Source organism: Paenibacillus sp. FSL R5-0908 (genome assembly GCF_038006245.1).
Classification (GTDB): Bacteria; Bacillota; Bacilli; order Paenibacillales; family Paenibacillaceae; genus Paenibacillus_AQ; species Paenibacillus_AQ odorifer.
This window is the reverse complement of sequence record NZ_JBBOUV010000001.1, coordinates 4,373,886-4,392,763: the sequence shown is the minus strand read 5'-3', so window position 1 is coordinate 4,392,763 and position 18,878 is coordinate 4,373,886. Positions and strand designations below refer to the sequence as shown.

The 18,878-nt window shown below is 44.7% G+C and carries 16 protein-coding genes; 10 read left to right on the top strand and 6 right to left on the bottom strand.

Going from position 1 to position 18,878, the window contains the following annotated elements:
* Window positions 1–4: 4 nt before the first annotated feature.
* The 8 genes from rhaA (at window position 5) to MKZ09_RS20040 (ending at window position 8,811) form a co-directional block, all read left to right on the top strand.
* Complete coding sequence (gene rhaA / locus MKZ09_RS20075; RefSeq protein WP_076133819.1) at window positions 5–1,261, top strand: L-rhamnose isomerase; 1,257 nt, start codon at window positions 5–7, stop codon at window positions 1,259–1,261.
* Between the two features lie 43 nt (window positions 1,262–1,304).
* Entirely contained in the window at window positions 1,305–2,150 is an 846-nt protein-coding gene (gene rhaD, locus MKZ09_RS20070; protein ID WP_036688060.1) for a rhamnulose-1-phosphate aldolase, read from the top strand.
* Window positions 2,151–2,298: 148 nt separating this feature from the next.
* The gene (locus MKZ09_RS20065; RefSeq protein WP_076200760.1) at window positions 2,299–3,393 is read left to right on the top strand and encodes an NADH:flavin oxidoreductase; all 1,095 of its coding nucleotides are present in this window, start codon (window positions 2,299–2,301) and stop codon (window positions 3,391–3,393) included.
* Window positions 3,394–3,665: 272 nt separating this feature from the next.
* Complete coding sequence (gene miaB, locus MKZ09_RS20060) at window positions 3,666–5,252, top strand: tRNA (N6-isopentenyl adenosine(37)-C2)-methylthiotransferase MiaB (protein WP_038571650.1); 1,587 nt, start codon at window positions 3,666–3,668, stop codon at window positions 5,250–5,252.
* Window positions 5,253–5,277: 25 nt separating this feature from the next.
* Entirely contained in the window at window positions 5,278–5,727 is a 450-nt protein-coding gene (locus MKZ09_RS20055) for a RicAFT regulatory complex protein RicA family protein (protein WP_076128288.1), read from the top strand.
* 241 nt (window positions 5,728–5,968) lie between these two features.
* Complete coding sequence (locus tag MKZ09_RS20050; RefSeq protein WP_036688055.1) at window positions 5,969–6,739, top strand: NUDIX domain-containing protein; 771 nt, start codon at window positions 5,969–5,971, stop codon at window positions 6,737–6,739.
* A 29-nt stretch (window positions 6,740–6,768) separates the two neighbouring features.
* Window positions 6,769–7,308, top strand: a complete 540-nt coding sequence (locus tag MKZ09_RS20045) for a cysteine hydrolase family protein (RefSeq protein WP_076200763.1) — start codon at window positions 6,769–6,771, stop codon at window positions 7,306–7,308.
* A gap of 51 nt (window positions 7,309–7,359) precedes the next feature.
* The gene (locus MKZ09_RS20040; protein WP_076128292.1) at window positions 7,360–8,811 is read left to right on the top strand and encodes a nicotinate phosphoribosyltransferase; all 1,452 of its coding nucleotides are present in this window, start codon (window positions 7,360–7,362) and stop codon (window positions 8,809–8,811) included.
* Between the two features lie 168 nt (window positions 8,812–8,979).
* Here the strand turns inward: MKZ09_RS20040 and MKZ09_RS20035 are convergent, their stop codons facing one another.
* Window positions 8,980–9,744 carry a hypothetical protein gene (locus MKZ09_RS20035; protein ID WP_143767269.1) on the bottom strand — a complete coding sequence of 255 codons (765 nt, stop codon included), beginning with the start codon at window positions 9,742–9,744 and terminating at the stop codon, window positions 8,980–8,982.
* Window positions 9,681–11,024, bottom strand: coding sequence for an amino acid permease (locus tag MKZ09_RS20030; RefSeq protein WP_036688050.1), 1,344 nt, complete (start codon window positions 11,022–11,024; stop codon window positions 9,681–9,683). The genes MKZ09_RS20035 and MKZ09_RS20030 overlap by 64 nt, the downstream gene beginning before the upstream one ends.
* A gap of 322 nt (window positions 11,025–11,346) precedes the next feature.
* On the opposite strand from MKZ09_RS20030, the gene MKZ09_RS20025 reads away from it, so the two are divergent.
* A complete protein-coding gene (locus MKZ09_RS20025; RefSeq protein ID WP_143767270.1) occupies window positions 11,347–12,357 on the top strand; it encodes a 2-oxoacid:acceptor oxidoreductase family protein in 1,011 nt (336 codons plus the stop codon).
* Window positions 12,358–12,382: 25 nt separating this feature from the next.
* The gene (locus MKZ09_RS20020) at window positions 12,383–14,689 is read left to right on the top strand and encodes a thiamine pyrophosphate-dependent enzyme (RefSeq protein WP_076200769.1); all 2,307 of its coding nucleotides are present in this window, start codon (window positions 12,383–12,385) and stop codon (window positions 14,687–14,689) included.
* A 305-nt stretch (window positions 14,690–14,994) separates the two neighbouring features.
* Here the strand turns inward: MKZ09_RS20020 and MKZ09_RS20015 are convergent, their stop codons facing one another.
* Genes MKZ09_RS20015 through MKZ09_RS20000 form a run of 4 tightly spaced genes read right to left on the bottom strand, consistent with a single transcriptional unit; the run spans window position 14,995 to window position 18,711 of the window.
* On the bottom strand, window positions 14,995–15,813 hold the full coding sequence (locus MKZ09_RS20015; protein ID WP_076133813.1) for an ABC transporter permease: 819 nt from the start codon (window positions 15,811–15,813) through the stop codon (window positions 14,995–14,997).
* Window positions 15,810–16,829: an ABC transporter ATP-binding protein gene (locus tag MKZ09_RS20010; protein WP_218643087.1), complete on the bottom strand. Its 1,020-nt coding sequence runs from the start codon at window positions 16,827–16,829 to the stop codon at window positions 15,810–15,812. Before MKZ09_RS20010 ends, MKZ09_RS20015 begins: the two co-directional genes overlap by 4 nt.
* A 22-nt stretch (window positions 16,830–16,851) precedes the next feature.
* A complete protein-coding gene (locus MKZ09_RS20005) occupies window positions 16,852–17,649 on the bottom strand; it encodes an ABC transporter permease (protein ID WP_076200772.1) in 798 nt (265 codons plus the stop codon).
* Between the two features lie 24 nt (window positions 17,650–17,673).
* A complete protein-coding gene (locus MKZ09_RS20000; protein WP_081394124.1) occupies window positions 17,674–18,711 on the bottom strand; it encodes an ArsR/SmtB family transcription factor in 1,038 nt (345 codons plus the stop codon).
* Window positions 18,712–18,878: the final 167 nt, after the last annotated feature.

The following is an 18,878-nucleotide window of genomic DNA, read 5'->3' as shown; positions in this document are numbered from 1 at the left end:
CAGTATGGATCAGAGCATTATCACTAGCTATAACGAAGCCAAAAAACTATACGCAGCCCACGGTATTGATGTGGATAATGTGCTGGAGCGACTCGCGCAAATTAAAATTTCCATACATTGCTGGCAGGGAGATGATGTAAAAGGTTTTCTTTTTAAGGAAAAAGAACTAAGCGGGGGCATTGCGGTAACGGGAAGTTATCCGGGCCGGGCAGGTACACCAGATGAACTACGTCAAGATTTAGAAAAGGCGTTATCTCTTATTCCTGGTAAACATAAGGTTAACCTGCATGCTATTTACGCAGATACAGATGAACCTGTAGATTTGGATGAACTAGAGCCACGACATTTTCAATCCTGGGTGGATTGGGCGAAGGAGCAGGGCTTAGGGCTTGATTTTAACCCTACTTGTTTCTCACATCCAAAAGCAGCCGATGGATTCACTCTCAGTCATTCGGACGCGGAGATTCGGGATTTCTGGATCAGACACTGTAAAGCTTCACGTACGATCGCTGAGCATTTTGGACGGGAGCTGGGTCAGCCTTGTGTGACGAATTTTTGGATTCCAGACGGTTATAAAGATACGCCAGTAGATCGGCTAGCTCCAAGAGTACGTTTAAAAGAGTCGCTGGATGAGATTTTTAGTCAGGAAATAGATCCGCTTTATAATTTGGATGCCTTGGAAAGTAAACTGTTTGGAATTGGTTCTGAAAGTTATGTGGTTGGCTCTCATGAATTCTATATGGGTTATGGTTTAACAAATGGAAAAGCGATCTGTTTGGATGCGGGACATTTTCATCCTACAGAAGTGATATCGAATAAATTATCTTCGATTCTGATGTTCAGTGAGCAGCTGCTGCTGCATGTCAGTAGACCTGTCCGCTGGGATAGTGACCATGTGGTAACAATGGATGATGAGCTGCTGGAAATCGCCCGTGAATTGGTTCGTGGGGATTTACTTCCTCGTACGAATATTGGATTGGATTTCTTTGATGGCAGTATCAATCATCTCGCGGCATGGGTCATAGGTACCCGCAATACTATTAAGGCGTTGCTGCGTGCGATGCTGGAACCAGTGGAAGAACTTAAGCAAATCGAGCGGTCCGGGGATTACACTTCACGTCTTGCTCTGGTAGAAGAGTTCAAATCGTATCCGTTTGGAGCGGTCTGGGATTACTACTGTGCCTCACAAGGTTCACCGGTGCGTGAACAATGGCTTACTGAAGTGAAAAATTATGAACAAGACGTTTTGTCTTTAAGATAAAAGTGGATACGGAGAGCAGCAAATACAAAGGAGAGAATAGACTATGAGTACGTCCTTGTTAGAATCAAAAGGTTATATTGCCAGCAGTGAAGCTCCATTTATTCAGGAAATGTCAGAGATCACCCGTCATATGTGGGAGCTTGGCTGGGATGAACTGAATGGTGGGAATGTCAGCTATTTGCTGGATGAGAATGAAGTGGCTAAGTATATTAATGTACTGGAGCCGTTGCGCACGATCAAACTCACCTTTCCGGTAAAAGAATTAGCAGGCAAGTACTTTATCGTAACAGGTTCGGGCAAATATTTCAGAAATGTGATTAAAGACCCTGAAGCGAATCTGGGTGTGTTAAGAGTTAGTGGCAATGGCGAAAGTGTGGAAGTATTGTGGGGATTGCGGAATGGTGCAGTTCCTACGAGTGAGCTCGCTTCGCATTTTATGAGTCATATTGAACGCTTGAAAGTAGATCCCACACACCGTATCGTGCTGCATACACATGCTACAAATGTGATCGCGATGACCTTCACGCATGATCTGGACGAACTGAAGTTTACCAAAACGTTATGGGAAATGTGCACAGAGTGCCTTGTTGTTTTCCCTGATGGGGTCAGTGTTATTCCGTGGATTGTTCCGGGCAGCAGTGAAATCGGCCGTGAGACTGCCAAAAAAATGAAGGATCACCGTTTAGTCATCTGGCCGCAGCATGGGATTTTTGGCACGGGCTCCACCATGGATGCTACCTTTGGTCTAGTAGAAACGGTTGAAAAGGCTGCGACGATCTACAACTTGATTGGCGGTAGAGAAATCAAACAAAAGATCACAGACCAACAGCTATGGGATTTAGCTAAAGCATTTGGAGTTACACCTAAAGCGGGGATTCTTGAAGTCTAGAGAGTCATTATAATTTGGTAAAAACCGGGCATTCGTAGATTCTGCGAGGTCCGGTTTTTTTGTCTTTTTCTTAAAATTTGCATTTCCCATCTTTTGGGTAGATAATAAGCTTACTTAAAGTAATCAATTAATAAATTGGAGGTAACATATGAATACAGAGCAACTATTTTCACCTTTTCAAGTGGGGAATCTTTCGCTGTCGAACCGATTTGTAATGGCGCCGATGACACGCGCGCAGTCTCCGAATGGTATGCCGGGAAGCAATGTTGCCGCTTATTATCGTAGACGTGCAGAGGGTGGAGTGGGATTAATTGTTACTGAGGGTACTGCGGTAAATCATCCAGCGGCTGTCAGTCACCGAGATATTCCTAATATACATGAAGAAGCATCTTTAGAAGGCTGGAAGAAGGTTGTGGAAGAGGTTCACGCAGCTGGGGGCAAGATCATCCCGCAGCTTTGGCATGTGGGGATGGCGCGTACAATCGGCGAGTATCCTAACGTTGAAGCCCTTCCTGTAGGCCCTTCGGGTCTGAATTTAGCAGGTGAGCCGGTGACAGAGCCGCTGACCACAGAAGAGGTTGAAAGCTTAGTATCAGCCTTCGCTCAAGCGGCGGCAAATGCCAAAAACGTTGGCTTTGATGGCATCGAGCTGCATGGCGCTCATGGGTATCTGATAGACCAGTTCTTCTGGGATAGAACGAATAAACGTACCGATCGTTACGGTGGCGATTTGGTAGGAAGAACAACATTCGCTGTCGAGATCATTAAAGCATGCCGTCAAGCGGTTGGACCAGACTTCCCAATCGTGCTGCGCTTTTCCCAGTGGAAGTTGGGGGCGTATGATGAGAAGCTGGCGAAGACTTCAGAAGAACTTGCGAGTTTCCTGGCACCGCTTAGCGAAGCGGGTGTAGATATTTTTCATTGCTCGACCCGACGCTTCAGTCAACCTGAATTTGCTGGCTCTGATCTTAATTTAGCTGGGTGGACTAAGAAGCTTACCGGGAAGCCGTGTATTACAGTGGGCTCTATTGGCCTGCAAAGCGATTTCTTCGCAGAAGATAAAGCTCAGAAGCCTGCGGATAATATCGATGAGTTAACTGAAAGGTTCGCTCGGGAGGAGTTTGATTTGGTTGCAGTGGGCAGAGCGCTTATTAGCGATCCGGCTTGGCCCGCTAAAGTACAAAGCGGAGCGATAGACGAAATCATCCCATTTACTCCTGAAGCGACGAATACGCTTTACTAAAACTAGCAGAATATACAATGACTATTTTTTTAGGTAAGAGGTTGTGTAACTGTTTCAAGAGTAGTGTATCTGCTTATAATAGTAGCATACCCCCTTAATATGATAGAACTTGACCCTGCCAAACGTTGGCGGGGTATTTTTTTGTCGATATGCAACGCTCCTTTACATCATTAATAGACCGGGCACTTCTATGTTAGGCCAGCAATATGTTATAATTTTAAATTAGCAAAGTATAAAAATAATTGTTGAACAATAGAGGACGTGAAAACAGCATGACAAAGGGGAACCACAACTCACCGGACTTAAAATCCGGCAAGGGTTCTAAGGATTATTCGAAATATTTTGATTTTAGTGATGCAAAGGTAATTAGTGAAGAAGAAGGTAAAGTTACTTACCGGATTAAAGGAAGAAATGTGCAAATTAATAGCCAGCCTGACTATAAAGAAGGAAAACGGCGCGGCAAGGAAGAAATAGAAGTTCATTATGATTTCGAGATTCCTGAAGAGATGCAGAATTTCGGAGTGGGCAAATATTATCATATAACGACTTATGGCTGCCAAATGAATGAGCATGACACGGAAACGATGAAGGGCCTATTGGAACAGATGGGCTACCGCAGTGTCGCTGACCGTAATGATGCGGATCTCATTTTGCTGAATACTTGTGCGATTCGGGAGAACGCCGAGGATAAAGTATTTGGAGAGCTTGGACATCTTAAGAACCTGAAGATCGAGAAGCCGGGTCTGTTGTTAGGGGTATGCGGTTGCATGTCCCAAGAGGAAGGCGTAGTCAACCGGATTATGTCAAAGCATGGCTTCGTGGATATGATCTTCGGTACGCATAATATTCACCGGTTGCCACACCTCATTAAAGAAGCGGTATTTAGTAAAGAGCTTGTGGTTGAGGTATGGTCCAAAGAAGGCGACATTATTGAGAACTTGCCGAAGAAGCGGGAAGGCATGCGCGCTTGGGTGAACATTATGTATGGTTGTGATAAGTTCTGCACGTATTGCATCGTACCGTTTACACGCGGTAAAGAACGCAGTCGTCGTCCAGAGGACGTCATCGCTGAGGTGAGAGAGCTTGCGCGCCAAGGCTTCAAGGAAGTAACGCTACTGGGGCAGAACGTAAATGCTTACGGTAAAGATTTTACAGATATTGATTACACCTTCGGTAACCTGATGGATGATATGCGTCTGATTGATATTCCACGCATTCGCTTTATGACATCGCATCCACGAGATTTTGATGATAAATTGATTGAGGTTTTAGGCAAAGGCGGCAACTTGGTGGAGCATATCCATCTGCCGGTTCAATCGGGAAGTACTGCCGTTCTTAAGAAAATGAGCCGTAAATATACCCGGGAAGCTTATCTGGAATTAGTACGCAAGATTAAGATAAGTGTGCCGAATGCTGTATTAAGTACCGATATTATCGTTGGTTTCCCTGGGGAGACTGATGAGCAATTTGAAGATACCCTATCGCTTGTGCGTGAGGTTGGGTATGATATGGCATATACGTTCATTTATTCTCCACGGGAGGGCACACCAGCAGCAGCGATGGAAGATAATGTACCGATGTCGGTGAAGAGTGAACGTCTGCAAAGATTAAATGATCTCATCAAAGAGAACAGCCGGATCATTAATGACCGGATGCTGGGTGAAGTTGTAGAGGTGCTGGTAGAAGGGGAGAGTAAGAATAACTCCGAAGTCCTTTCCGGCCGTTCCCGAGCTAACAAGCTGGTCCATTTTGAAGGTCCTAAGGAGCTTATCGGCACATTTGTAAACGTGAGAATTACAGATACCAAAACATGGTACATTAAAGGGGATATTGTGGTTGAGGCCGCAGCTGTTCATTAATCACATACGAATGGGGAGATGACTAATGAGTACAGAAGAACAACAGTTGAATAAATATGGAATGAAAACTTATAATACCCGTGATCTGATCGTTCGCGAGGATATTATGGGCAAAGCTAAAGAACTAGCATCATTAATCTCAACCAGTGAAGAGGTACGCCATTTTCAGCAGGCGGAGCAAAAAATTCTTAATCACGAGCGTGTGCAAGGACTGATTGCAACCATTAAGAAAAAACAAAAAGAAATCGTGGCCTTCGAAAGCTTCAATAATAAAGATATGGTCGCCAAAATTGAACGTGAAATTGAAGTGCTGCAAGATGAGATCGACGGTATTCCAGTCGTGAACGAATTTCAGCAAAGCCAGAGCGACATTAATTATTTGCTCCAGCTGGTAATTTCCGTAATTAGAGATACCGTTTCGGAAAAAATAAATGTGGAAGCCGGCACTGAAGCGCCTCCGACCACATGCGGATAACCCACACTCAGTTCAGGGGGCGGATGCAGATCCGTCCCTTTATTTCAATATAAGAGGTAGAAGTAAAGTGCATGAATATACATAATCTTATAATTCAACGACAACGTCGTTTCTCATATAGTCTTTTTTGTAGGATAATGTAAAATAATGGAATTCAACTGTTGATTTATGAAGAACATGTTTGGTACATTTAAAGATACGAATAAGTAAAACTACAGCTTCGGAAAAGGATGGGGCAATTATGAGCGACAATGGGGAATTAACCTATAACGCCAAAAAATATCGTACACCGGATGGTGTTCCGGCCGACATTGTAATGTTTACACTGACCAAACGCGAACGGAAGACGGTCACCAAGACGCTGCCTTTACGTGAGTTGAAGGTAATGTTAATTAGACGGAAAAAATGGCCATGTGCAGGCATGTGGGCTCTACCAGGCGGATTCTGTCAGGAAGATGAGTCTATTTATGATGCTGCAACTCGTGAGCTGAAAGAAGAGACCGGTGTCGATGGAGGTCACTTAGAATATCTTGGGGTTTATAGTACACCTGGCCGCGACCCTCGGGGCTGGATTATCAGCCATGCCTTTTTCGCCTTAGTAGAAGAGTGGATGCTGGAGCAAAGACAAGCTTCCGACGATGCGGGTGAAGTGGGTTTATTTACGTTGCAGGAAGCGTTAGAAGAACTGGAGCTCGCTTTTGACCACCATGAAATTATCAAGGATGCATACGTACGTATCCAACAGCAAATGCTGCAGACAACGATAGCAAGACAGTTTTTGCCTAGACATTTTACGCTAAGTGAGCTTTATCAGGTGATTCAGACAGTAGTGCCGGAATTTAAAGAGCCAAATTTTATTCGGAAAATCACGTCAACACGCAGCCGTCAGGGTATATTAAAAGAAGTGAGAGATGAAGAGGGTAATGCACTCAGCTCCAATCAATACTCACAACGCCCGGCTCAGCTGTATATGTTTACAGATCACGAGCCATTGTTGTCCATTTATACGTAGTGTCTTAAATCAGGGGAGGGATGATTCTCATGAGAGCACTAATAGTAATTGACTTTACCAATGATTTTGTCGATGGGAATTTACCTGTTGGGCAGCCTGCAATCGATATCGAACCAAGAATCAGCCATTTAACGTCTGAGTTTGTTCAAAATGGTGATTATGTTGTAATGGCTGTAGATTTACATGAAGACAATGATCCTTATCATCCTGAGAGTAAACTGTTTCCACCTCACAATGTACGAGGGACTACAGGGCGGGAGCTTTATGGAAGTTTGAAAACTGTTTATGAAGCTGACCAGGATTCCATCTATTGGATGGACAAAACTCGATATAGCGCTTTTAGTGGAACTGATCTGGAGATTAAGCTGCGGGAACGTGGCATTACTGACCTTCATTTGATTGGCGTATGTACAGATATATGTGTGTTGCACACTGCGGTGGATGCATATAACAAAGGTTTTACTATTACTGTGCACGAAGATGCGGTCGCCAGCTTCAACGCGGATGGACATAAATGGGCACTAAATCATTTCCGGGGAAGTTTAGGAGCAGACGTTGTTAAGGCATAATACTATAAAAAACATACACATACAGCAACGTGGATATTAGGAGATGAGGACTTGAAGAGAGAACTTGCGCTACATACAGATAAATATCAGATCAATATGATGTATGCTCACTGGGTGAATGGAAGCCATAAGCGAAAAGCTGTATTTGAAGCTTATTTCCGCAAATTGCCTTTCGGAAACGGCTATGCCGTGTTCGCAGGATTAGAGCGTATCGTCGGGTACATCGGCGGCTTGCGTTTCACCGAAGATGATATCCGTTACTTGTCGGAGCAAGAAGAAAATTACGCTCCCGCTTTTTTGGAAGAATTGCTGCAATTTCATTTTCAGGGCAACGTTTATTCGATGAAAGAAGGGGCGTTGATTTTTCCGGATGAACCACTAATCCGTGTGGAAGGGACGATCATGGAAGCGCAGCTGGTGGAGACCGCTATTCTGAACTTCATGAACTACCAGACGCTGATCGCTACGAAGGCTTCCCGAATCAAGCAGGTAGCTCCGAATGATATTCTGCTGGAGTTTGGTACCCGGCGGGCACAAGAAGCGGATGCGGCGGTCTGGGGCGCTAGAGCGGCCTATATAGGCGGCTTTGATGCAACCTCCAACATGCTGGCAGGTAAAATGTTTGGCATCCCTACCAAAGGTACACATGCTCATTCTTGGGTTCAGAGCTTCAGCAGCGAGCAGGAAGCTTTTGATGCTTATGCTAAGGTAATGCCGGATGAAGTTACACTATTAGTTGATACCTTCGATACATTGCGCAGTGGTGTGCCGAATGCGATTAGAACCGCCAAAAAGCTTGAAGCTCAAGGTAAAAAAATGATCGGTATCCGCTTAGACAGCGGTGACTTGGCCTATCTATCCCGGCAGGCGCGGAACATGCTGGATGAAGCGGGGTTAGATTATGTGAAGATTGTGGCGTCCAACGATCTGGATGAGAATACAATCATGGATCTGAAGCTGCAAGGTGCAGCCATCGACACATGGGGTGTAGGCACACAATTGATTACGGCTTCGGACCAACCCTCTTTGGGTGGGGTCTATAAGCTGGTAGAAATTGAGTCTGCAACTGGAGAAATGGTACCGACGATCAAGATTTCTTCTAACCCTGAAAAAGTATCCACGCCAGGCAGCAAAGACGTATTCCGGATTATCGGGAAAAATGGCAAAGCGCTAGCAGATTATATCTGCTTCCCGGAAGAGGAAGCTCCACGCAACGGCGGTCGGGTGAAGCTGTTTAATCCGCTGCATCCGTATATGCACAAGTATGTGGAGCGTTATGAAGCGCTGCCTATGCTTGAGCCGATTTACGTGAACGGCTTCCAGGTCTACACTTTGCCGGATCTGAATGAAGTTCGCCGTTACCATCGGGAACAAAAGGATCTGTTCTGGCCGGAATATCTGCGTAAGCTCAATCCTGAGGTGTACCGGGTGAATCTGAGTGAGAAGGTCTGGACCAGCAAGCAACAATTGATCGCGGAGCATATTCAGCCGGAGATCGAGTAGGTTTTGTAGTTTCGATGGAAAGAAGCACGGGAAGATTAGTTTCCCGTGCTTTTTTGCGTTTGGGTGCAGCCGATGTTTGGGTGAAGCTGATGTTTGGGTGAAGCTGACGTTGGGTGAAGCTTGCGTTTGTTAACTTCGAACGCCGCGAGTTTATTTTCTGAAAGTATATTAAGCTAGTTTGTCCGCGAATATTTGATTTGGTTTTTGTTGCATTTTGTGTAACAGAACACTAGTTACAGTATATCGACAAAATACCATACACCTAAAAGAATAAGTAATTCCCGAAGAATGGGGCGTATCCGGTGTGAGTGAGCGAATCAACGGTATAAATCCCGCAGAATGAGGCGAATCCGGTGCGAGTGGGTAAATCAACGGTATAAATCCCGCAGAATGAGGCGAATCCGGTGCGAGTGAGCAAATCAACGGTATAAATCCCGAAGAATGGGGCGAATCCGGTGCGAGGAGGCAAATTAACGGTATAAATCCCGCAGAATGTGGCGCATCCGGTGTGAGTGGGCGAATCAACGGTATGAATCCCCCAGAATGGGGCGCATCCGATGCGAGTGAGCGAATCAACGGTATAAATCCCGCAAAATGAGGCGCATCCGGTGGAGTGAGCAAATCAGCGGTATAAATCCCGCAGAATGAGGGGAATCCGATGCGAGTGGGCAAATCAACGGTATAAATCCCGCAGAATGAGGGGAATCCGTTGCGAGTGGGCAAATCAACGGTATAAATCCCGAAGAATGGGGCGAATCCGGTGCGAGGAGGCAAATCAACGGTCTTATAAGAAAAGGTGTATCCCCGTTCTACGCTATCGCGTGGAACAATGGATACACCTTTTTTCATGTAAATGCGAGATATATAGTTTAGTTCTTCTTCCGGAATTTCGCGAATGACCAGATGGTAAGCATCAGCAGGAAGCCCAGACATGTGCCTATGCTGATCCGGTTCTGAGTGTCGAAAAGGAAGGAAATCGTGATAACCGACAAACAGATAAGCGTCAAAATCGTTATATAAGGAAAGCCCCACACTTTAAAGCTTGGCTCTTTAGGATAGGTTTTCCGCAGCTTCAGCTGTGATAGACAGATGCTGATCCATACTAAGCTTACTACGAAGCCGGGAACAGCCATCAGCAGCCGGAAAAGTCCATCCTGTGCGAAGTACGCTAACATAGAACCAACAAAAAGAACTATAGCACAAAGTTTAAGACTGTTGATCGGCACACCTTTTGCTGAGGTCTTTGCTAAGCTACGTGGAGCTTCACCCTGTGAAGCCAAAGAGTGTAACATCCGTGTGGCGCCGTAGATACCGGAGTTAGCAGCAGAGAGCACAGCCGTAATCAGTATGAAGTTCATAACATGGTCAGCACCCTTAAGTCCTGTAGCAGCTAACACCTGCACAAAAGGGCTGGTATGCTCGTTAAGCTGATTCCAAGGAATTAACCCACAGATGATCAGAATTGGAATGGTGTAGAACAGAATAACACGCAAAATGAAGCTTTTGACAACTCTAGGCAACACTTTTTCTGCATCTTGAGTTTCTGTTAAGGTTAGTCCAATCAGCTCAGATCCGCCGTAGGAGAACATGACGACCAGAAGGGCAGAGAAGATAGGTGTCCAGCCTTGTGGGAATAATCCGCCATAATCCGTAAAATTACTTAAATAGGGAGTCCCTTCAGACATAGGCAATAGCCCAAACAATAATGCAGCTCCCAAGATAATAAAGATGATAATCATTGCAATTTTGATTCCCGCTAACCAAAACTCCGTCTCTCCATAACCGCTTACACTCATCATATTGATGCCAATAATTAAAGCCCCGCTTGCTAGACTCAGTAGCCATAACGGAACATCCGGTAACCAGTATTGCAAGAAGCTTCCTGCCGCCAGCACTTCGATTACGCAGACAGTCAACCACATGAAGCAATATAGCCAACCCACGATAAAGGAGAGCCGTTCTCCAAAAGCCTCGCGAATGAATTCCTTCATATTTTTGTTCGGGTATACCGTGGCCATTTCGGCAATTGCACCCATAACGACTAGTAGCAGCAAGCCTGCCAATACATAGGAGAGAACAACCCCTGGTCCAGCAATGCTTATCGTCTCAGAGCTTCCTTTGAAAATCCCCGTACCGATTACGCCGCCCATCGCCATAAAGCTGATATGCCGTGGAAGCAATTTTTTCTGTAATGATGCTTCGTTTGACTTCACATTTAATGCCTCCTAAGTAGGTTCAAAAAATTACACCAAGAATCAGTTTATCCTGAAATGGACTAGTTGAAAAGTATAAATGATACACAATTGTAGAAATAGAGGTGATTTTTCATCGATGTGTGATATTTATCATGAAGAATGTGATGAATTTAACATCTTAATTTTTAATTTTATTGCTAAATGAAAGTAGATAAATAAGCTTAGGCAACACTTGGAAAATGCAAGATTTGTCACTTCGCGTCTTGCAAAATCAAGTTACAATCGTTGAAAAAGTCAAAAGGATATTATACTAGATGACATTCTGAAAGGGGCTATGTCGGTGGTACAGTTACCAAAAGTGAACGAGCTCGGATTTTTTGAGATTCGTCTGGAGTCAATTGGAGGGTTGGGTGCGAACCTGGCTGGTAAAATGCTTGCGGAAGCAGGTGTTGTCGGTGCTGGAATGAATGGGGTCAGCTTTTCGTCATATGGTTCGGAGAAGAAGGGATCAGCGGTAAAAGCACATATCCGGTTTTGTGATTTGAATACGCCTATTCGTGACACGTCTCCGGTTGAGCGTCCGCATGTTGTTGGGGTATTTCACGAAGCACTAGCAAAGACAGTTAACGTAATTAGCGGAATTTATGAACATAGCACAGTATTGGTGAACTCAGCAAAATCGCCGGAGGAATTGAAATCCTCCCTGAATATGATGGCAGGAACTATTGCAGTCGTTGATGCTACAACTATCGCCTTAGATGAGAAAAACCGCGTTAATATGGCGATGCTGGGCGCGTTGTTCCGGATGTGTGATTTCTTGGACCCTGAAATTATGAAAGGCGTTATAGAGAAATCACTAGGCAAAAAATATCCACAGGCAGTACAGTCAGCGTTGACTACTTTCGACCGTGGATTTAATGAAGTTAAGTTTATGCATTTTCCACTGCCTGCGGGTACGACAATGCCTGAATTCGTGCGGTCTGATATTTCCGCATTGGGTTATGAAACACAGCCAATCGGGGGTACCATTACGAATCCTGGCAGCAGCTTTTTAAAGAACTTGAGCATTTCTCGCTCCGGTTTGCTGCCTCATTTTAAGCAGGAGGATTGTATTCATTGTGCGCAGTGCGATACGGTGTGTCCTGATCTGTGTTTTGTTTGGGATGAGCAGCCTGATAAGAAGGGGCGTCCACAAATGTTCCTGCAAGGTATTGATTATCAATACTGCAAAGGCTGCTTAAAATGTGTAGAAGCTTGTCCTACAACTGCCTTGTCTGGCGAACGTGAGGAAGAGGGCTACGCAGAGAGTCATACGGTCCGGCATATTTTTGATCTCGTTACTGAGGCCTAATTAACGGAGGAAAGGTGGAATACACGTGGCTATAGATTATGAAAAAGAAGTAGGCTCTGTTAAAGTAGAGCAGAAATTCTTATATGAATCCGGCAATGAAATGGCAGCTTATGCTGCTCATCAGATCAATTATCATGTAATGGGGTATTTTCCGATTTCTCCATCGACAGAAGTAGCGCAATTTCTTGATACGATGAAAGCGAACGGCCAGCATGATATTATGCTGATTCCGTCTGATGGCGAGCATAGCTCTGCTGGAATCTGTTATGGCGCTTCAACGGCTGGCGGACGGGTATTTAATGCTACCAGTGCCCAAGGTTATATGTTCATGCTTGAGCAATTGCCTGTACAAGCTGGTACGCGTATGCCTATGGTTATGAATCTAATCTGCCGTTCGATCTCTGGACCACTGAATATTCACGGGGATCATTCTGATTTGTATTTTGCTTTGAATACAGGTTGGCCTATTTTAATGTGCCGGGATCCACAATCTGTTTATGATATGAACCTAATGGCATTGAAGCTTGCGGAACATGCTAGAGTTCGTCTTCCGGTAATGGTGGCTTCAGATGGATATTTCACTTCCCACCAGAAACGCCGCGTTCAAGCTTTTACTCATCGGGAGGATGTTCATAAATTTGTTGGACCACAACCTCCAACAGGCTTTACCGATACTTTAGACCGCAATAATCCTGTAACGGTTGGCCCTTATATGAATGAACCTGACTATATTAACAACCGCTATCAGCAGTCCGTAGCTATGTACAATGCGGGTGAAGTTTTTGAAGAAATTGCGAAGGAATTTGCTGAGTTAACCGGACGTCATTATCCAATGATCGAGGAATATCGGATGGAAGATGCTGAAGTAGCCGTATTCTTGATGAATTCTGCCTCTGAGATTATTAAGGATGTTGTGGATCAGCTTCGTTTGCAAGGGATCAAAGCCGGTGCAATCTCGCCGAATATGATCCGTCCTTTCCCGCAAAAGCAAATTGCTGAAGCGCTGAAAAATGTTAAAGCAATCACCGTTGGTGACCGTGCAGATTCTGTTGGCGGACACGGTGGTAATATGGTCAATGAAATCAAGGCAGCCCTGTTCACATATGGCAACACTACGACTAAAGTAATTAGCCGTATCTACGGTTTGGGTGGTAAGGACTTCTACGCAGAAGATGGTCATGCATTTTTCCAATTAGCAATAGATGCTGTTGCTGCAGATCGAGTAGACATACCATTTGATTATTATGGCCACAATCCGGGTACACCAGATAAAGCTCCGCAACGTCTTTTGAAGCCAATGGACTTTGACTCACTGAAGACAGGCTTAATCACTGTGAAACAGGATGAAGCAACAGGCAAATTAAGCGTACGGATTCCGCCGCTGCGCAGCTTGACGAAGAAACCTAAACGGCTCTCCCCAGGGCATGGTGCGTGTCCAGGTTGTGGGATTTTCTCAGGACTGGAGACTTTCTTCAAAGGGATTGAAGGGGATATCGTCGCACTTTATCATACAGGCTGTGCCATGGTAACGACTACGGGGTATCCATATTCCTCCCATAAATCAACGTTTATCCATAATCTTTTCCAAAATGGAGCGGCTACCTTGTCCGGTGTCGTAGAGATGTTCTGGGAACGCAAACGTCGCGGTGAGTTGGATGGACTAGGCCTTAAAGAGGACTTTACGTTTGTTATGGTAACCGGAGATGGCGGTATGGACATCGGGATGGGACCGGCAATTGGAGCTGCACTGCGTGGTCACAAAATGATTATTGTAGAGTACGATAACGAGGGTTACATGAACACTGGAGCACAGCAGTCCTATTCGACTCCACTGGGTCACCGTACTTCAACCTCCAGTATCGGCAAGCAGCAGCAAGGTAAAGTTACTCAGCATAAAGATACAGCACAAATTATGGCGGCTACTAACATTCCTTATGTCTTCACGGGTTCGGAGGCGTATCCACAGGATCTGGTGAAAAAAGCGGCAAAAGCACAGTGGTACGCACAAAACGAAGGTTTGGTGTATGGTAAAATCCTGATCGCATGTCCGCTAAACTGGATGTCTGATGATAAGGAAGGCACTAACATCGTATCATTAGCTGTTGAGTCTTGCTTCTTCCCGTTATATGAAGTAGAACATGGTTCTACGAATATCACATATAATCCCGAAGATAAGGGCAAACGTGTTGAGCTCTCAGCATGGCTGAAGACAATGGGTAAAACTCGTCACTTGTTGAAACCTGAGAATGAGCCTGCTTTGCACAGTTTCGAAGAAGAAGTTGAGCGCCGTTGGAATCGTCTCAAGGCAAAACACGAACATCCTGACTTATAAAATGTGTTTTTCTCCAGTATATAAAATATGAAATAACCCGGCAGATTTGTCTGCCGGGTTATTTTGTAATTAGGGAGCATTTGCGCGTAAGAAGCAGTTATCGGACACCACTGACCTTAAACATAGTTTTCTTTCCCATTTGGATTTGTAACGGACTACATAGCAGTTATCGGCCCTAAAAACTCCCAATATGAACCCTTTTTGAAGGAATAGTGTCCATGGAGTCCGCGAAACTTCTGAAAAAGCTAAAAACCGGCAAATAACGTCTCTTAGGTCCTATGTGTTAAAGACATGGTCATTTACAGTTAGAATAAAGTCCAGTTCCCTTTTACTCTTGCATGTTGTTCAGCTCTAACTAGAAGATAGCGGGTACAAATGACAAGAAAAGCACTGCCTATGATTAAAGCACCTAGAGCCCACCACCAGCTAATGCCAATATTATCGTATAACGCCCCGCGCACAAGAACCAGACTATACGTGAGTGGAAACAGAAGAGATAAACCCGTTGCCCATGCTGGAAATACTGCTGGTGGAATACGAACCCCGCCAAACAGCTCCATTGGTGCTTGAAAGATGTAATAGAGTAGGCCTGAATCCCTGGAGAATAGAGATATCGCACACAGCAAAGCTCCCCATATAACCGCTGATATCATGATAAGTACTAATACAGGTAATAAGGCGCCCCAGTTAACAGTCGTTACATCCGCAAGAAAAATGAAAGTCAGAATGGAGAAGCAAGCGAACATCCATATTCCGTGAAATAGTGAATATACGGAACGTCCATACAGGAAGGCCATTTTTGACGCTGGAGTTAGGAACACTACCTCCAGTGTGCCCCCTTTGCGTTCTTGTTCGAATAACCATGCGGCTTGCACAACCGTCCAGTATAACTGAAAGACGAGATATCCACTCAGCAGAAAAAGGGGAATCCGTCCATCTGGGATTACTTTTGAGAGTGCTGATCCTGCTCCGGTTCTAAAGGGCTGCATGGTAAAGTAGGTGGTTAAAAAGGTGAGCGCCGGCCAGAGTAAAAGTGAAAAAAACACTGCGCGTCCCTTAACTCTATTTTGATGCTGCTTAGTGATCTCCGCGCTAAGGGTAAACCATAAGCTATGTAAGTTCATGATACCCTTCCTTCCGAAAGGAGGATAATTGCATCCTCCAGATTTGGTTTTTCGGATGCGAAGCTTTTAATGCTAAGCCCATGCTCCGTAGTCCATGGCAGCAGCTCTGTAATGATCCTATCAGCCGAAGGTGTCTTTACAGAAATGCGCTGCAGTCCATCACTTCGAAGTTCAAGTTTTTCTGTTGCGCAGACAGCCATTAATTCTGCAGGCTGAGTAAATGTTCGTAGATGCTCCAGTAGCTTTGGACGAAGTGATTCATGCCAGCCTGTAACCTCTAAATGAGCAGTTTGCGAGCCTGCAACCTGATGAACAATCCGCTCGGGTTTGTCACAGAGCAGAAGCTCGCCTCGATTCAGTACATAAACTCGGTCACAGAGCTCTTCGACCTCTTGTAAATAATGGCTGGTCAAAAGGATACCCTTTCCACCGTCCAGTGCAAGCTTCCTTATTGTACTGCGAAGCTGCCTGGCAATGGGGGCATCTAGGCCAAGTGTGGGCTCATCTAGAAATAAGTATTGTGGATCGTTGATAAGTCCGCGGGCGATTTGCAGCCGTTGCTTCATCCCTTTAGAATATTGCTCAACAGGTTGGTCGGCAGCTTGGGTCAAACCTACTTCCTCTAGAAGACGTCCTGCTTCTCTAGCGATTTGAGAGCTGTTCATTCCATAGAGTTTACCGAAGTATTCAAGATTCTCTCTGCCAGTGAGTCGCCAGTACAACATTCGTTCTCCTCCGGCGATCATATTTACTTTTTGCTGAATGGCCTGTCGATTCTTGTGTAGTGACATTCCATCGACTTCAATACTGCCGGAGGTTGGCTCTAGGAGAGTAGAAAGCATACGTATTGTAGTGGTTTTTCCAGCGCCATTTAGACCGAGAAGACCTACGATTTCCCCCGCGGCGATATCTAAAGATAGTGATTTCACTGCTGTCACTGATCTTTTTTCCGAACGAAACCAGCCCAGTTTATGTTTACTCTCGTAAATTTTAGTTACTTCATGCATGTTAATCAATGCTTTTCACCCCTCCAAGGTTTTAGAATCGTTCGAACAACCCGCGCTCTATGCGCCGATTTGTCCATTGACCAACCGTTATGTATACAACACTAAGCAGTATGATTGGCCATATATCAGGTAATCGTATTGCTTCTCCAGTTAGCAGCGAACCTCGAAGGAGTTGTAGCGCATAGGTCAATGGAAAGATCTCACCTATAGCCTGCAAGTAGTCAGGTAAGTATTGCCTTGGAAACTGAAATCCACACAGTAGAGCAGTTAGCGTAAATAGAGTGTTTTGCACAATGAAGGTGTCCCTTGTATAAAGCATAATGCTTCCTAGCACCAGCGCCATCGCATAACAAGATAGTAAAAACAGCAAAATTCCCACGAGGACAGATATGAAATGGACAGAGGGGAGCCGAAGTCCTGTTAAAAGACCAAAGAAGAGAACCACCAGCAATTCCGCCCCACTTCGATACAACTGCTGGACTGCGTTTCCTAGAAAATAACCGCTCCGGCTTGAAGGGGAGAGCAACAGTGCCTCAAGTGTACCTTCTCTCCATTCGGTAATAAGTGCCCTGGATACATTCATCATCATACTGACGGAAAATATACTGAGCATACCTCCAATAATTACATAGGTCAGATAGTCATCACTGCCACTATAGATAGCAAATTTTGAATCTATATCCCCTTTGATTAGATACACATAAGAAAAATAAGAGATGATGACTAGATAAACTCCATCAATAATGTGTCCGAAAGTAAAGGTCCAGGGAAAGGCTCTAAGATTAGATTTTTGGTTTCTTTTTAGGGTTGCGATAGCGATATGCCACATATGTACTCACACCTTTCATTAACCTCATTGTTCAAGGTACTGCCTTTGCAGGATGAGCAGATTATCAAAGACTTCTTTGTTCACTGAATAAAATAAATAATTCCCTTTTCGCTGTGATTGGGTAAATCCAGCTTCACTTAGTTGTTTTAGCTGTTTAGAGACCGCAGCTTCAGAAATACCCAATATTGGCGCAAGCTGCTTGGTACAATGCGGCCCTTTCCACAGCAGTTTCAGTATTCGCATCCGCGTATCATCACTTAAAGCTTTGAGTTGGCGCAACAGGTCACTCGGCGGTCCCTCACTAAAGGCAAGACCGGGAACATCCACCGTGAGAGGCAAAAATAAAGTGTCTTCGAACCAGCCAACAAGCAGATGCGGAAATATGAATGTAGAAGGAAAAACGTACACTTGTCCAAGCTGGTCATAAGGAAAGTAATACGTTACAGCCTTTTGTACTGTTAGAGTCCTGTTCTCCGAGAGGAGACGTGGGTGGAGCGTATTTAGTGCCTTTTCCGGGGAACGACTGGCTAAGTCTTGAAACTGAGCGGCTGAGATGTTCATAAATGGTTCAATATAGTCCCATTCCTTCTCAAAGTAATCTTGTTCGTATGTAATTAATGTTGAGATTAACAGCTTGCGAACACCAGCCAGATTGTTTATCAGGTACTTCACGTTTCCGCTCAACTTCATCAGCGAACGCTTGCTTTCAGATTCATTCAGCCATTCGACTATGATACTTAGTGCAATTTCTTGATTCATAAATAGATAGACTAGCTCTGCATCCGGAAGTTTTTTGAGTAGGGTGATTCCTTGATTGCAAGAAATAGGGACACCCATACGGTCCGGTAAATCTAGCAAAGCGATCCAACGGTCTGACAACTGCCCAAGTGTGTGGATGTTCTCCTGTAGAGCAAGAGGCATCCTTTTCTTGAGCTCCAGAGCCCAATGTAATCTTGTTGGATGGTGTTCTGGTTGATGGAAGACATGCAGACTGCATAATAACTCATGAAAAGGACTGACGACCGTTTTGATCTTTCGATTTAAAGTTTGGAGTGAGCTCATCTCTTTCCTTTCCGATTAACTGTCTGGTTAATCAAAAACCACTTTCGCGTAAAGTGTTCAAAATTATAGGGGGAATGGTCAAGTTTGTCAAATCTTTTATGCAGAAAAAAGCGAGAGCACATCCCCATGCGTTGATCATGGATGTTTCTCTCACTTATTGGATTCTT